This is a genomic window from Brevundimonas sp. EYE_349, assembly GCF_023147505.1.
Classification (GTDB): domain Bacteria; phylum Pseudomonadota; class Alphaproteobacteria; order Caulobacterales; family Caulobacteraceae; genus Brevundimonas.
The window spans coordinates 1-13,693 of sequence record NZ_JAHXPB010000007.1; the positions used below are offsets into that span (position 1 = coordinate 1).

Genomic DNA, 13,693 nt, shown 5'->3' on the forward strand with positions numbered 1-13,693 from the left:
CCAAACGGCCCTTCTCGAACACACTCTTCCTTACCGAAAACCCGTTTGACGCGGGATGGAGCAGCCCGGTAGCTCGTCAGGCTCATAACCTGAAGGTCGTAGGTTCAAATCCTACTCCCGCACCCAAAGATAACGACACCCTCGTCGCGTAAGCGCCGGGGGTGTTGTGGTTTAGGGGCCGAGGCTTGTCGTGCAGCCAAGCCATGGTTGCGACGAGCACGTCGTGCAGGGGAGGCTCTCGCCATGCTGATCGCCGAGCTTCAGCACTGCCTTTTCGATCAAGGGTCGAAGAGCCGTGGCGGCGTCATCGCGCTTCGAGGCTGAAGTCAAGGTTTCGGCCGGACGCGTGACCTTCTTGGGATGGGTCTCGGTTACATTGGCGTGCAGTCTACGCGCGAAGTGGTCGTGTGAGCCTGCTGGGCCCGCAAGATGGCGCCGCGGTCGTGGAAGTCATGGAGGCGCCGGTGTCCGCATTCAGTCCCAGATGACTTCGGGAAAGCCGTCGGATCACCCGCGCGACCTTCGCCGGGCTCGCCTTATCGGCGGCGCTGGTGGCGAGGTGATCGTGATCAAGTCGGGCGGTCTCTGCGCCGAACGCGCGGACGGCTTCTGCGGCCGCCCCTGGCGCCATCCGCTTGCCGCGGAGCCCGTCAAGCATGCGCTGCTCGATCTTGGTGCGGATAACGGTAGCGGCCATTTCCATCGCAAGTTCGACTGCTGCTAGAGGCCCAAGAGAGCGAGAGGCGCACAAGACGTCTCTGCTTTCGAATCTGCTTTCGAAACAAAAAACCTGACGTCGTCGACCGTGGTCGGCGTATTGGCGGTCGATTGCGCGGCGGCGGCGCCGGCCAGCACGGTGGAGCCGACCGCAGCCAGAAGCAGCGAGCGCAAGGCGGGGGAGGAACGCATGACGGGGACCTTCAAGGGAGGAAGGGAGTTTGTTATGAGATAACGTCACATCCGGTCAAGCCGGTCATGATTTTCCCCAATCCCGTGCGATGAAAAAACATGGAGAGCGCAGGTCATGGCCTGCATGCGTTTGAGACAAGGAAGGTGGCGCGCCGCGATGGATGAAGCCGAGAACTACGCTTCTACAGTTCAATGGATCGCGTAGAGTGGAGCCGCATCCGGCGCTGACGCCAGTTCGGCATTAGAGGCTGGTGCCCGTGCGCCAACTGCCTTCAACCAGGGCAGGCGGCAAATGCTGAAATAACATTCTATGATCCTCATGCGCATGCGGACTCGCTCTCTCGGGCTTCGTCGTCCAGGGCGGTCACGCAAGTGACGCTCGATCAGGACTCGACCGTTCGTCTCTTGCCACCTAAGCTTGCCTGATCGTGTCGTGTGACACTCCTTCCGACTTGAGCCTTAATGAGCGTGTATACAATCAACGATTTTTGGAAATCGCGGCTGGGTACGGGTCAAACGTCTCCCGATACGCCACCAAAAGGATGGTCCCAGCGGACTGCGCAGTTAAGCACATTCAAAGAGGCACCACTAACGTCTAGCTCTAGTTTCGGCGACATAGCTGATCCGGAGCGGACGCCGGTCATCTTGGTATCAGCGCCAGGCGCGGTCGGTAAGTCCACCTTAGCCAGACAGATCGCGTCGATGACGGGCGCGACCTACGTCGACCTGTCGGAGTCCGAGCCAGTCGGCGGCAATACGCTCTCCGGTGGGCTGGTTAAAGCCGGGCTTTTCGATGCTTGGCGCAACGGGCAGGCGTCAGTTCTACTCGACGGCCTCGACGAAGCGCGCCTTCGTGTAACGCAGGAGGCGTTCGAGGCATTCCTGCGGGACGTGGCGGAGATGTCCGCTGGTCGCGGTGTGCCAACGGTCCTGTTCGGTCGCACTGGCGCGATCCAAGATGCGTGGCTCGTTCTTGTCGACCATGTCCCGGTCTCGGTATTGGAGATCGGTTATTACGGCCGTGAAGACGCGCTTGATTTTGCCGTTGGCTGTGTAGCCGATGCGGTGCCGGACAGTCCCCACCATGCGGTCGCTCGGCGAGCATTGGAGCTCTTGCTCGAAGGGCTAAGGAGGGACACTGACGGCGATGGGGACCGATTTGCAGGCTATGCTCCGGTTCTACAGGCCGTTGCAGACCGGGTGGCCCAAGACGCGAACCCGAGTGCTCTGGTCGCTCTTATCGAGAAGGGAGAACAGCCGGTCACCCTTCGCACGGTGGTCAGTGCGATATTGCTACGCGAACAACAGAAACTCGCGGGCATTGCGCTTGAAGATGAGGCCCTTCGATCCACTCTTTACGATCAAGAAGAACAGCTGGCGCACCTAGCGGCCAGGATCTTCCGTCAGCCGCCGCCGAACGCGCCTGCAATGAGCCCGAAAGATGCAAAGGCCTACGCCGACGCGCTTGAAACTTGGGTGCCGGAGCACCCCTTCTTGGACGGCGGGAAAGGGACATCATCGGCGGTGTTCGAAGGGCTGATAACGGCGCAGGCGCTTAAAGGCGCGGCGACAGCAAACGCCGCATTGAAGAGCGAGCTAGCACGAGGCGCGGCTTCAAATCCGTTCCTCTCAGAGTTCTACCTTGAAGATGGGAAAGAGCTTGCCCTGCCCCCTGAACACGTCGGAGTGATCTACGCCTCATTGAGAGCCCGATTGTCACTCGGCGATACCGCAAGCCTCCTTGTTGAAGGTGCCGACGACGGCGCCGAAGAAGAGGAGGCGCTTAAGTCCGATGTCGAGATTACGGTCTCGCGCGCCGGGACCAGCAAGACAACAACTCTCCGGTTTGAGAGCGACCAAACGGGAGTCTTACGCTTCGGAAATCTGCTCGAAGATGTTGAGGTGAACGCCCCGCTCGCCGCCGTCGACATGGGGTTTGGCATCGAAACCGTGCTGGTCGCTCCGATCAGCATTCAATGCGCGGAATTGAAGTTCGCGACCGAACGGCTCGTCGTCGAGACAGTACCAGAGCGGCCAGGCGCTGCAGTCTATCTAGAGGCTGACAACGCTTCGAGCGAGACGCTTGCCGGTGTGCCCACGGTTCACGGGGATGTGACGCTCTCGGTGGCATGGCCAAACGCCCAAGCCCATCCTTGGACAAGCTTTGCGACCCAGCCAGCAGCAGCCCAAGACCCTCGCCTGAATGAGGGGCTTCGCCGGTTCAGGAAATTCGTGATCGCATTCCGGTCTCACTCAAAGGGCGCGCTGAAGCGGTTTGCCGGGAAAATCGAGCATGCCCGAATGACCAAGGGAGTTGGTCGTTCTATTCTGGATCACATGCTTGCCCAAGGCATCGTTTCGACCGATGGCGAGATGTACACGCTGCATCCTGGGCCCTTGGCCGAGAAGGCAGGCGCATCTTATCTCACCACAATGTCACGGAACTTCTCTCCAGAAACGATCAAATTTGTCGAAGCGGCGATCAGGTAGGCGGACTGTGATCAGAGTAACTCTCAGCGACCAGAGAAGTGCTCGCTAATGCGGAACCCGCTGATTGATCGAGCTACTGCCTCCGATGGAACACGGATTATTGCCGGTCAGAGATTGAATTGACCCGCTGACGAAAATTGCTTGATCGCATGGCAACGTTTCTGGGAGGTGACCCAAACGTTGACTGGCGGACTCAGTGAGAGGCGCAGCCCGCGGATATGTTTTGCCTAAACGGTCAATGCTTCCCGGATTGCTTGAGCGACTGCAGCGCGGTTGTCCCCCGAAGCTACAGTTATCGGGGGATCAGGCACCGTCGCCGTGACCGAAATCCCTGTTGGCACGACTAGGATTGCGCGGAGCCTCTCAGCCAATGAATCGCCGAAGTCGAAGAGATAGCCGAAAACCTTGTATATACTGTCGCTGAGATAGCGGCCGTGGTCGGATTTCTTCATTTCCACTAGCGTGATCAGTTGCCTGCCGTCGATATCGGCGACCAGCATGATGTCGGGACGCCGTTGTCCTCCTGACAGGCCCCGATGGGCGCCGACGACTGAGGCGTATCGCGTTTTGAGGTTTAGTACGGCCGCAGGCGTCTGATCGAAGAACACCTGAACTTTCCTACGTTCATCTTTGAACATCGCAACATGGCCTCGCCCCCTGGTCACGAGCCCATACTCGACAGGTTCTCCGAACCCAAGCTCTTCGGTCAGAACGTCAAGCGTCAGCACCAAGACATACAACTCAAAAAGATCGTCATCGCTGATCGGCTCCAACCAGTTCACTGCCAAGAGGGCCAGAATGCTGTACCAGCGCGCCTGGTCGTCATGGGTCTCAATCTCAAGGCGCCTACGAACGAGCTTTGCGGCGATGCGATACTCTGGCCGGCGATGACGAAGTGCGGCGGCGATCATCGTTTCCGATACTCTCAATGGGACGGTCAGATCGCCGAACCAGTGGTGGCGACGAGCGGCGTCGCACCCGTCTCGTATTCGGACCAAATCAGGATGCAGACCCGTCGTACCCACGCGACGTTCGATCTCTGTCACCGCTTCTCGCAGGTCATGGACGAGCCAAGCTAGAAGTTGGTTTTCGGGCAGTTCGAAAGATCGGTGTGAGGTTCTGCTTACATACTGGACTGGGGAAAGGGCGCCCGAGAGGCGACCAATAATTGTTCGGTCCCATCTGGGGTTTCCTCGCAGGGCAGGCCCTACGATCTGTTCCAGCGACAGGACTTCGTTCGAAAGCGCGTCGAGAATCGTCGACAGCGTCTTTTCGGAAAAATCAGCGTAGCCCCCAGCAACCAAGTCGATGACAGAGCCAAGCAACTCGACATCGTCCGAAGCCCCGTGCAGACGATCCAAGAATGCCTGCAGCACAGCGAGGTCAATTGCGTCGGATTTTGCGCCGACGACCCCTCGTCCAATTGCGGATAGGTGGCGTCCTGCCCGTTCCGGCGCACACACGAAGTCCCGCCAGGCCTCGCGGCTCATTCTACTACATAGCCGGTCCAGACCGCCAGATGACGGGCCATAGCTTCCGCACGCGACGGCACTAGTGCGGAGAAGAGATCGGTTGCGGCCTCATGGAGATCATGCCGCCCTTGAAACTGGGGAACGACGTATAGCTCAAGAGCGGACGACACGATCGCTTCAAGCGTTCTATGAGGATCGAGACGGACTTCGCTCTCAGCGTGTTTGATGATTGAAAGTGGGAATGCAGGACCAAGGGGAAGACCGATCCCGGACAACCCCTCACCTTCTTTTGCAAAGAGGCCGACAAGCACCTCGACCAGCGGGCTGATGTCGAAACCTACCTGCGCCCCTGCTTCCCGGATCATCGCCTCGTAGATGTCCGCAGAAGGCAGATCAATCGGGATGAAGGCGAAGCGACGAACAAAGGCCATCGAGAGTCGTTTCAGGCTGGCCTTGTCAGCGTCATTCATCGATCCGATCAGGCGCCACCACTCCGGCACCATGACCACGTCGGCGTTTTGGTCCTCGATGATTGCCGAACCGACTTGCAGCCGAACTCGACGGAACTCACCTTCATCGGACCGACGCCTATACGGCAGCGTCACACTGTTACCGCTGAGAAGCGTGAATAGCTCCCCGAAGGCCTTGTCGATATCAGCACGGTTGATCTCATCAATGATGAGGCAATGGGCTTTCTCAATCGAGTCGACGACGGCACCGGGAAGGAAATCTAGTCGGTCTCCCGAGCCATCGGCAGATGGTGCGGGAAAGTAGCCGCCAATCGTCTCAAAGGTGGTCCATTGATCGGTTGCGGGAACCGTCCAGGCGGGGAAGCCAGTCGGCCGAAAATAGTCGCTGAGAAGCTGGAGTTCGACAGTGCTCCCGAACCTCACCGATTCCTCAGGATCGGCGCTCGACGGCACTCCGTGACGGAGCATCGCCAGCACACTCAGCAGAGCCGGGTGAGTGTTCTCGGCGAAGTAATCGAGAGCGGCGGCGACGTGATCGGTAGTGAGGTAAGGCACCTACGAAGCCCCTTACGCCGCGTCGTCGAAAGCGTAGTCGTCTTCGCGGACCCGGCGCGGTGCGCGCAACTTCAAAATGTCCGCATCGCCAAGCCGATTTTCGACCAAGACGACATCGCGGACAGCCTCGACCGCCTTGCCGTGCACATCCCGGCTCACCATCGGAAGGATGGCCTCCGCCAGTGCACGCGCGAGAAGCGGAGGCACCGCGTTGCCGATCTGCTGGCGGATTTGGGCGGCGCTGCCGTCGAATATGAAGGTGTCCGGGAACGATTGGAGTCGAGCCGCCTCACGAAGCGTCAACGTGCGGTTCTGATCTGGATGGATGAAGGCGCCTGTCGTGCCCTCGTTGAACTTGGTCGTGATCGTATAGGCAGGCGCGTCGTTCTGAAGCCTCTTCAAAATAGTCGTGGCATCGTAGCGTCGGATTTTCTTGAAGCGTTCGGGCAGGTGCTCCAACGGGATGTCCCGCCAGTTCTGACCGGGTTTGAGCCGGATTGCGGCCAATCGGTCCAAGGCCGCCAGATCGGCAGCGGCATGTTGACGAACAAGTTTGGAGCCGTCCCGCATAGTGCGCTGATAGGAAGTACGAGCCCGACCCGGATATTTGACGCCGTCGATCTCGTGGCCTTCCGCCACCGGCGGGAGGTCGGAACAGGCGTCGGCGAAAGATACGTGCGGCAGAACTTCGCCGCCGCCGCCGTGGCCGATCCGTGAAAGGTGGGCGAAGGGCAGTGCGAAGTTTCGCCACAGGTCGGCGTTTCCGTGTGTAGCGGCCGGGAAAGCAATATCAGAGCCCGTTCGGTTGCCCACGAACACAAGGCGGCGCCGCAGCTGCGGAACACCGAAATCCGCCGCCAGCAGGATCATAGGGGCTACGTTATAGCCGATCTCTCGGAACGCCCGAACGATGTCGATGGCGACCCGGCCCTGATTGTAAAGCAGGAGGCCGGGCACGTTCTCGAACACAATCCAACTCGGGCGCAGTTCCTCAACCATGCTGAGATAGTTCAGGAACAGACGGTTCCGAGGGTCATCCTCATCGCGGCCAGACGAACGGCTCAGGCCACCAGACGTAGAGAATCCTTGGCAGCTAGGGCCGCCGACGATGACGTCGACGCCGCTGTTGCCGACGAACTCCCGAACGTCGGTCAGATCGGGGTCTCTCAAGTCGCGCATCATGCCGCGCGAGCCCGCTATGTTTGTCTCGAACGAGTTCAGTGCGGCTTGGAAATGGTCCAGGCCGCCGATGACGCGATAACCAGCTTGAGCAAACCCATGGGCGATTCCGCCCGCGCCGGAAAAGAGGTCTAGGACCGTAGGGGCTGCGGTCGTATTCTTCTGTTTATCGGCCATAAATCCCCCTAGACGCACCACGTGGCGGCCGAGAACATTACAGGAACATGCGCGCGTTGGCAATGCATGCGGCCCGATTCGGTAGCGTGCACCGGACAACGTAACCGAAAGTTTGACGTCCTCCGACCCGAGCTTGGGGATTTGCAACCCCATTAAGTGACTTTTCGTTGGTTAGGTCCCAAGGAACGCCGTTGGACCGAGCAACGCTCAAGTTTTCAATCGCACGCCAGCCCCACCGGCGGCGTCGGCAGCGATGAAAACGGCGCCGCCGTCTTCCAAAATGGATTGTAGGCGTTCGAGGGTTCCTGTCTGCATTCCACCTCGCCCAGCCTCAAATCGGTGGATGGTTGATTCAGCCACACTGGATCGTTCAGCCAGCACGCGAACGCTGATGCCGAGGCCTGCGCGCGCCATACGAATTTGAGCGGGACTGATCATTTTTAGAGAAAAACTCCGACTAGTTGCGGAATTCCGTTGACTTAGTCGGCGAATTCCGCTGAACTCTAACCGGAATACTCCGAAACTCCACCGTTCAGCATGATCTGAGCGACCGGGCGGCTGCGCGGGAGGTCACGCATGCCTGACCACCAAGAGACCGAGAGACGGGCGATTCCTCCGCGTGGGGAAGCGACACCGGGCTCAGCGAGTGCGTTGTCATGAGGTCCCGCCGACGCGATCCCGACCTCCACCTTGCGCGGGCGTTCGCCCACAACGCGCGCGCCTTCCACGCGATGGCCTGGACCGATGATGACCGCGTCAGCGTCCAATCGGCCTACCATTCGGCCATCGCCCTCGAACTCGGCCTCAAAGCCTACCTGCTCCATCGCGGGCTCTCCGATGATTGGAACCGCACGCACCTCCGTCACGACCTGACCAAGGCGCTCCGGTACGTCCGGATGCTGGGATTTCAAGGCATCCCAGACGGCATCGCTGAACTCGCTGACGTGCTTGGACCCCTCTACGCCTCCGGCGCCCTGCGCTCCGGTATGAACAATCCTGAACTGCCACTTCCTCCCGACGCTATCGATCAAGCCATCCGCGATCTCCTCAGCGCAGTGGAGGCCGCCATCGGGGTGGAATGTGAGGCGAACCCATGAGGCGCTGGCCCTCGCTGCTCCGACGGAGTCCTCGTCGATCAGCCGAAGAACGCCAGCGGATTCTCGTCCGAGCGATCCGCCGACTATCACGCGACTGTCGCGACGTTTTCGTTCTCCATCGCTTCGCCGGAATGTCCCTGGAGCAGATCGCCGAGCGTCTGGGCATCGATCAGCAGGCGGCCGAGGCGCGTTTGGCGGAGGCGCTCGTTCGTTTGAGCCGCGCCGTCGATGAGGAGGGCGGCGGAGAGGCTTCTGAAGGCTCGTGAGGGTCTAGGGCAGGATAGGCTTTGCGCCAGCATTGTCTGACAAGCTTGACCTTATCGACCCTCATTTCCGGAGTGGTGAGCAGCGCCGTCCGCCCGCTTCAACCCCGCTTCGCGCCCTGAGGGCTGCGGCTTGCGCCGCAGGCGTTGACCCGGTCGGCCGTCGCCGCTGAGGCTTGGCGTGGATCGATGGATCGATCCGCTTTGCGAGAAAGCGGCGACCGGAAATTTGCGAGGGAGAGGTTACGAGTATGCGCGCGGTTATAGAGCGATCAGCTTGGCGGGCATGTACGTCCAGCCGTCATCAGAGCCGCAGGCGCGGCGGCGCCGGACTCCGCCAGCGCGGAGAGTCGGGGTACAGTCTGTCGTCCGCGTCACCGACACCTGGCCCGATGATCTCCCAATCACTCCGGCCGAGCTTCTGGCGGTGGAGGCGTGGCTTGGCGAGGTGCTCGACGAGGTTCTGGGTCCGCGCCTCTGAAAGGAGCCGGACATGAGCGGTAAGACCATCACCCCAGGCGTTCAGACCCGAGCGGCCCTGTACCTTCGCGTCTCGACCGGACGGCAGGCCGTCAACGACCTCTCTATCCCGGACCAGCGCCGCCAGCTTGAAGCCTACTGCGGGACGAAAGGCTGGGAGGCCACGGCGGAGTATGTCGAGCCGGGCAACACCGCCACCGACGACCGGCGCCCCTCTTTCCAGTCAATGATCGAAGCGGCGCTGACCAAGCCGCCCGCCTTCGACGTGATCGTGGTGCACAGCTTCTCACGGTTCTTCCGCGACCAGTTCCAGTTCGAGTTCTATGTGCGGAAGCTGGCGAAGAACGGCGTACGTCTGGTCTCCATCACGCAGGAGCTGGGTGACGACCCTATGAGCGTGATGATGCGTCAGATCATGACGCTCTTCGACGAGTATCAATCTCGCGAGAACGCCAAGCACACTCTCAGGGCCATGAAGGAGAATGCCCGTCAGGGCTTCTGGAACGGCGCCCGGCCGCCCATCGGCTACCGCATCGTCGCGGCCGAACAGCGGGGAGCCAAGATAAAGAAGACGCTTGAGATCGACCCGCTCCAGGCCGAGACGGTCCGCACCATCTATCGCTGGGCGCTGACCGGCGACGGCGCGCAAGGGCCGATGGGGCTGAAGACCATCGCCACGCGGCTGAACGACCGGAACATCCGCACCCGAGACGGCGGGCGGTGGGGGATCGGCACGGTGCATCAGGTTCTGACACGCTCGACCTACATGGGCGAGCATCGGTTCAACACCCGCGACCACAAAACCAAGACGCCGAAGCCTGAGTCCGAGCACGCGGTCATGGCCGTGCCGCCCATTGTTTCGAAGGCGGACTACGAGGCCGTTCGGGCGCGCTTGAAGTCGAGAAACCCCAAGTGGACCCCGCCGCGTGTCTCAACCGGACCGAACCTGCTGACGGGCATCTGCTTCTGCGGCGTCTGCGGCGGCGCCATGACGCTCAGAACCGGGAGGGGGAGCGCTGGCGGCCAGTATCGCTACTACGCCTGTTCGACCAAGGCTCGCATGGGCGAGACCGGCTGCACTGGCCTGGCCGTCCCCATGCACAAGCTCGACGACGCGATCATCGACCATCTCGAAACCCGGTTGCTCGATCCGGACCGCCTAGCAGCCCTGATGGAGCAGCTTCTGGATCGTCGGGAGGAATGGGCCGACCAAAGGCGCGGCCACATCGCCGAGATGCGCAAACGCGCCACGGAGGCCGAGGCCAAGCTGAACCGGCTCTATGAAGCCATCGAGAACGGCCTGCTGGCGCCGGACGACGCGTCGCTGAAGGATCGGGTCGCAGAACTTTCCGGCACCCGCGATCAGGCCAGGGCGGACGCCGAGCGGATCAGTGCATCGGTGGATCGCTTAGCGCCGACGATTACGTCAGAAGCCTTGGCGCGGTTCGCCACCGCCGCTCGGCGCAAGCTGCGGGACCGCAGCAGCGGCTATCGGCGGGATCACCTGCGCGCCCTGACGCAACGAGTGGAGGTCATCAGCAAGACCGAGGCGCGCATTATCGGCTCACGAACGGAGCTTTTGCGGGCGCTGGCGTCCAGTGATGGTGGGAATTACGCCGCCGCTGGCGGAGTTCTCGGTTTTGAACGGAAGTGGCGCACCCGACAGGATTCGAACCTGTGACCTCTGCCTTCGGAGGGCAGCACTCTATCCAGCTGAGCTACGGGTGCGTGCGCGGCGTGACGCCGGAAAGGGCCGCTTACAGCATGGCGCGGGCGGCCTCAATCCTGAATACGCGTCCGGCGGGCTTATTGCGCCGTCATGCCGCCGTCGATCTTGAACTCGGAGCCGGTGACGAACTTGGATTCGTCCGACGCCAAGTAGAGGACGCAGTAGGCGACGTCGTCGGGTTCGCCGATCCGTTTCAGTGGAATGCCGCGCGCCAGCCGTTCGTGGGCCTTGTCCTGATCGCCGCCGGCCATGGCGATGAAGGGGTCCAGGATCGGGGTCTTGATGAAGACCGGGTGGACCGAGTTGCAGCGCACGTTCCAGTCGGCCTTGGCCGCCTCCAGCGCCAGGGTCTTGGTGTACATCCAGACAGCGGCCTTGGTGGCGTTGTAGGCGCCCATGCCGGGGGCGGCGGCCAGGCCGGCGATGGAGGAGATGTTGATGATGGAAGCGGGGGCGGAGGCGCGCAGATGCGGCATGGCGTGTTTGGCGCCCAGCATGATCGAGCGCAGATTGATCTCGTACTGACGTCGCCAGTTCTCGACCGTGTCCTGTTCGACGAAGGCCAGCGGGCCGCCGACGCCGGCGTTGTTGACCAGGACCGACAAGCCGCCGAGGTCGGCGACGGCGGCGGTGATGACCCGTTCCCACTCGGCCTCGCTGGCCACATCGTGAGCATAGGCGAAGGCCGCTCCGGCGATTTCTGCATTGATCCGCGCGGCCAGGGCCTCGGCGCGGGGGCCGTCGATGTCGGTCACGGCGACGCGCGCGCCCTCTCGGGCCATCATCAGGGCCATGGCCTCGCCCAGACCGCCGGCGGCGCCGGTGATCAGGACGGTCTTGCCGGCGACGCGGCCGGGGCGATGCGCGCTCACGACCGCACCCCCATGCCGGCGGCTGCGGCGTCGATGAAGCGGGCCAAGGTCACGTCGCGGTCGGTGACGCCGTCTGCGTCGTGGGTGGTCAGCAGGATGTCGACGCGATTGTAGACATTGGACCATTCGGGGTGATGGTCCATCCTGTCCGCCATCAACGCCACGCGCGCCATGAAGCCGAATGCGGCGTTGAAATCGTCGAAGGCGAGGCTGCGCCGAATGGCCTGGCGATCCCCGTCCGCCGCGCGCCAGGCGGGCAGACCAGGCAGGATTTCCCCAACGTCAAGGCGGGTGTCGGTCATCGCGTTTCCTCTTTTTCTTTGGCGTAAGGCGCCCGCGGCCGGGCGGCAAGCGCCGGGAACATCTGGTCAAGCTTGGGCGTTAGGTTCCCGGTTCAGGCGACAGGGAGACGACGATGGACAATCTGTGGATCGCCGCCCTGAACGCGGCCGACCGCAAGCGGATCGAACCCCATCTGAAGCAGGGCGAGATCACGCGCGGCCAGATGCTGTATGACGCCGGCGAGGCCGTCGACCGGGTGTGGTTCCCGATCAAGGGCGTGGTGTCGCTGATGACCGTTCTGCCCGACGACAAGATGGTGGAGACGGCCGCCATCGGCCGTGAAGGTCTGGTCGGCGTGACATGCGGCCCCTTCAACGCCCGCGCCGCCAGCCGCGCCATCTCCCAGCGCGACGGCCTGGCCGCCTATTGTTCGTCCGAGGTGTTCGGCGAGGCGCTGGACAAGAGCGAAAGCCTGCGTCTGGCCCTGTCGCGGTTCACCGAGGGGCTGATGGCCCAGGTCCAGCAGGCGGCGGCCTGCAACGCCCAGCACCGGCTGGACGAGCGGCTGGCGCGCTGGCTGCTGACGCTGCACGACCGGGCCGAGGACGACCGTTTCGACCTGACCCAGGCCGATATCGCCGGAATGCTGGGCGTGCGGCGCGCCACCGTGTCCGAGGTCGGTTCGGTGCTGGAGGCCAAGTCGCTGATCCAGCGCGGACGGGGCTGGGTCAAGGTTCTGGATCGCGATGGGTTGGAGGCCGCCTCGTGCGGTTGCTACGGCCTGATGCGCGACGTGATGAAGGATCTGGAGCTGCCTCAGCCGGAAGCCGCCTGATCGCCCGTCTGATCGGGTGACGGCGGCGCGGCGACGCGCTAGACGATGCGCATGACCGACGCCTCCTCCCACGGCCCGCATTCGCAGGGTGATCGTTCCTCCTTCGGCTTTCGCGACGTGGATGCGCGCGAAAAGGTGAAGATGGTGCGCGGGGTCTTCGATTCCGTCGCCTCAAACTACGATGTGATGAACGACCTGATGAGCGTGGGCGTCCACCGCATCTGGAAGGACATCGCCGCCGCCAAGCTGAACCCCCGTCCCGGCGAGACCATTCTGGACGTGGCGGGCGGCACCGGCGACATGGCCCGTCGCTACTCGAAGATGGCCCGCGCGGCCCAGGAGCGGCGCGGCGGCGAGGACGCCAATGTCATCGTGCTGGACTACAACGCCGAGATGATCCTGGCCGGGGTCCACAAGGGCGGCGAGCCGGAGATGAGCTGGTCGGTCGGGGACGCGATGAACCTGCCGCTGCCGGACGCTTCGGTGGACGCCTATTCGATCAGCTTCGGCATCCGCAACGTGGCCCATATCGACAAGGCTCTGGCCGAGGCGCGGCGCGTGTTGAGGCCGGGGGGGCGGTTCCTGTGCCTTGAGTTTTCGCGCCCCACGACCACGCCGATCCGCAAGGTCTATGACGCCTGGTCCTTCCACGCCATTCCGCGCATCGGCGGCTGGGTGGCCAAGGATCGTGACAGCTATCAGTATCTGGTCGAGAGCATCCGCCGCTTCCCCGACCAGCAGGCGTTCAAGGGCCTGATCGAGGACGCGGGCTTCCGCCGCGTGTCCGTGACCAATCTGTCGGGCGGAATCGCCGCCATCCACCACGGGTGGGCGATCTGACCGGCCGCATCTATCGCACGGCCCCGCCGCCGCCCGCGACCGT

At 62.4% G+C, this 13,693-nt stretch carries 14 protein-coding genes and 2 tRNA genes; 8 read left to right on the top strand and 8 right to left on the bottom strand.

The features are described 5' to 3' along the window. The first annotated feature begins 49 nt into the window (after window positions 1–49). Window positions 50–126 (top strand) — tRNA-Met (locus KZX42_RS12960). A 433-nt stretch (window positions 127–559) separates the two neighbouring features. Next, window positions 560–724 (top strand): hypothetical protein, encoded by a 165-nt coding sequence (locus KZX42_RS12965; RefSeq protein ID WP_248119834.1) that lies wholly within the window; start codon window positions 560–562, stop codon window positions 722–724. On the opposite strand, the gene KZX42_RS12970 is transcribed toward KZX42_RS12965, so the two are convergent. After that, on the bottom strand, window positions 721–909 hold the full coding sequence (locus KZX42_RS12970; RefSeq protein WP_248119838.1) for a hypothetical protein: 189 nt from the start codon (window positions 907–909) through the stop codon (window positions 721–723). The two genes, KZX42_RS12965 and KZX42_RS12970, sit on opposite strands and share 4 nt — an antisense overlap. A 702-nt stretch (window positions 910–1,611) precedes the next feature. On the opposite strand from KZX42_RS12970, the gene KZX42_RS12975 reads away from it, so the two are divergent. Continuing rightward, the gene (locus tag KZX42_RS12975) at window positions 1,612–3,399 is read left to right on the top strand and encodes a hypothetical protein (RefSeq protein ID WP_248119839.1); all 1,788 of its coding nucleotides are present in this window, start codon (window positions 1,612–1,614) and stop codon (window positions 3,397–3,399) included. 227 nt (window positions 3,400–3,626) lie between these two features. On the opposite strand, the gene KZX42_RS12980 is transcribed toward KZX42_RS12975, so the two are convergent. The 4 genes from KZX42_RS12980 to KZX42_RS17355 form a co-directional block, all read right to left on the bottom strand. After that, the gene (locus KZX42_RS12980) at window positions 3,627–4,775 is read right to left on the bottom strand and encodes a hypothetical protein (protein ID WP_248119841.1); all 1,149 of its coding nucleotides are present in this window, start codon (window positions 4,773–4,775) and stop codon (window positions 3,627–3,629) included. Window positions 4,776–4,885: 110 nt separating this feature from the next. After that, window positions 4,886–5,896 carry an AAA family ATPase gene (locus KZX42_RS12985; RefSeq protein ID WP_248119844.1) on the bottom strand — a complete coding sequence of 337 codons (1,011 nt, stop codon included), beginning with the start codon at window positions 5,894–5,896 and terminating at the stop codon, window positions 4,886–4,888. Window positions 5,897–5,908: 12 nt separating this feature from the next. Continuing rightward, the gene (locus KZX42_RS12990; protein WP_248119846.1) at window positions 5,909–7,252 is read right to left on the bottom strand and encodes a DNA cytosine methyltransferase; all 1,344 of its coding nucleotides are present in this window, start codon (window positions 7,250–7,252) and stop codon (window positions 5,909–5,911) included. Window positions 7,253–7,459: 207 nt separating this feature from the next. Further along, on the bottom strand, window positions 7,460–7,690 hold the full coding sequence (locus KZX42_RS17355; RefSeq protein WP_348983637.1) for a helix-turn-helix transcriptional regulator: 231 nt from the start codon (window positions 7,688–7,690) through the stop codon (window positions 7,460–7,462). Between the two features lie 218 nt (window positions 7,691–7,908). Between KZX42_RS17355 and KZX42_RS12995 the strand changes: the two genes are divergently transcribed. The 3 genes from KZX42_RS12995 to KZX42_RS13005 all read left to right on the top strand — a co-directional run bounded on the left by KZX42_RS12995 (window position 7,909) and on the right by KZX42_RS13005 (window position 10,773). Continuing rightward, the gene (locus tag KZX42_RS12995) at window positions 7,909–8,349 is read left to right on the top strand and encodes a hypothetical protein (RefSeq protein ID WP_248119849.1); all 441 of its coding nucleotides are present in this window, start codon (window positions 7,909–7,911) and stop codon (window positions 8,347–8,349) included. Beyond that, window positions 8,346–8,615 (top strand): sigma-70 family RNA polymerase sigma factor, encoded by a 270-nt coding sequence (locus tag KZX42_RS13000; RefSeq protein ID WP_248119851.1) that lies wholly within the window; start codon window positions 8,346–8,348, stop codon window positions 8,613–8,615. Before KZX42_RS12995 ends, KZX42_RS13000 begins: the two co-directional genes overlap by 4 nt. A gap of 490 nt (window positions 8,616–9,105) precedes the next feature. Further along, on the top strand, window positions 9,106–10,773 hold the full coding sequence (locus KZX42_RS13005; protein WP_248119853.1) for a recombinase family protein: 1,668 nt from the start codon (window positions 9,106–9,108) through the stop codon (window positions 10,771–10,773). On the opposite strand, the gene KZX42_RS13010 is transcribed toward KZX42_RS13005, so the two are convergent. The 3 genes from KZX42_RS13010 to KZX42_RS13020 all read right to left on the bottom strand — a co-directional run bounded on the left by KZX42_RS13010 (window position 10,744) and on the right by KZX42_RS13020 (window position 11,995). Beyond that, a tRNA-Arg gene (locus KZX42_RS13010) sits at window positions 10,744–10,820 on the bottom strand. The genes KZX42_RS13005 and KZX42_RS13010 overlap by 30 nt on opposite strands. Before the next feature lie 78 nt (window positions 10,821–10,898). Continuing rightward, window positions 10,899–11,693: an SDR family oxidoreductase gene (locus KZX42_RS13015; protein WP_248119855.1), complete on the bottom strand. Its 795-nt coding sequence runs from the start codon at window positions 11,691–11,693 to the stop codon at window positions 10,899–10,901. Next, window positions 11,690–11,995, bottom strand: coding sequence for a 4a-hydroxytetrahydrobiopterin dehydratase (locus KZX42_RS13020; protein WP_248119858.1), 306 nt, complete (start codon window positions 11,993–11,995; stop codon window positions 11,690–11,692). Before KZX42_RS13020 ends, KZX42_RS13015 begins: the two co-directional genes overlap by 4 nt. Window positions 11,996–12,108: 113 nt before the next feature. Between KZX42_RS13020 and KZX42_RS13025 the strand changes: the two genes are divergently transcribed. Beyond that, window positions 12,109–12,810 carry a Crp/Fnr family transcriptional regulator gene (locus tag KZX42_RS13025; protein WP_248119860.1) on the top strand — a complete coding sequence of 234 codons (702 nt, stop codon included), beginning with the start codon at window positions 12,109–12,111 and terminating at the stop codon, window positions 12,808–12,810. A gap of 51 nt (window positions 12,811–12,861) precedes the next feature. Further along, on the top strand, window positions 12,862–13,650 hold the full coding sequence (locus tag KZX42_RS13030) for a class I SAM-dependent methyltransferase (RefSeq protein WP_248119862.1): 789 nt from the start codon (window positions 12,862–12,864) through the stop codon (window positions 13,648–13,650). Window positions 13,651–13,693: the final 43 nt, after the last annotated feature.

Coding starts and splice junctions, on each gene's coding strand:
- KZX42_RS12970 (WP_248119838.1), bottom strand. CDS start 909: ATGCGTTCCTCCCCCGCCTTGCGCTCGCTGCTTCTGGCTGCGGTCGGC.
- KZX42_RS12975 (WP_248119839.1), top strand. CDS start 1,612: ATGACGGGCGCGACCTACGTCGACCTGTCGGAGTCCGAGCCAGTCGGC.
- KZX42_RS12990 (WP_248119846.1), bottom strand. CDS start 7,252: ATGGCCGATAAACAGAAGAATACGACCGCAGCCCCTACGGTCCTAGAC.
- KZX42_RS17355 (WP_348983637.1), bottom strand. CDS start 7,690: ATGATCAGTCCCGCTCAAATTCGTATGGCGCGCGCAGGCCTCGGCATC.
- KZX42_RS12995 (WP_248119849.1), top strand. CDS start 7,909: ATGAGGTCCCGCCGACGCGATCCCGACCTCCACCTTGCGCGGGCGTTC.
- KZX42_RS13000 (WP_248119851.1), top strand. CDS start 8,346: ATGAGGCGCTGGCCCTCGCTGCTCCGACGGAGTCCTCGTCGATCAGCC.
- KZX42_RS13005 (WP_248119853.1), top strand. CDS start 9,106: ATGAGCGGTAAGACCATCACCCCAGGCGTTCAGACCCGAGCGGCCCTG.
- KZX42_RS13020 (WP_248119858.1), bottom strand. CDS start 11,995: ATGACCGACACCCGCCTTGACGTTGGGGAAATCCTGCCTGGTCTGCCC.
- KZX42_RS13025 (WP_248119860.1), top strand. CDS start 12,109: ATGGACAATCTGTGGATCGCCGCCCTGAACGCGGCCGACCGCAAGCGG.
- KZX42_RS13030 (WP_248119862.1), top strand. CDS start 12,862: ATGACCGACGCCTCCTCCCACGGCCCGCATTCGCAGGGTGATCGTTCC.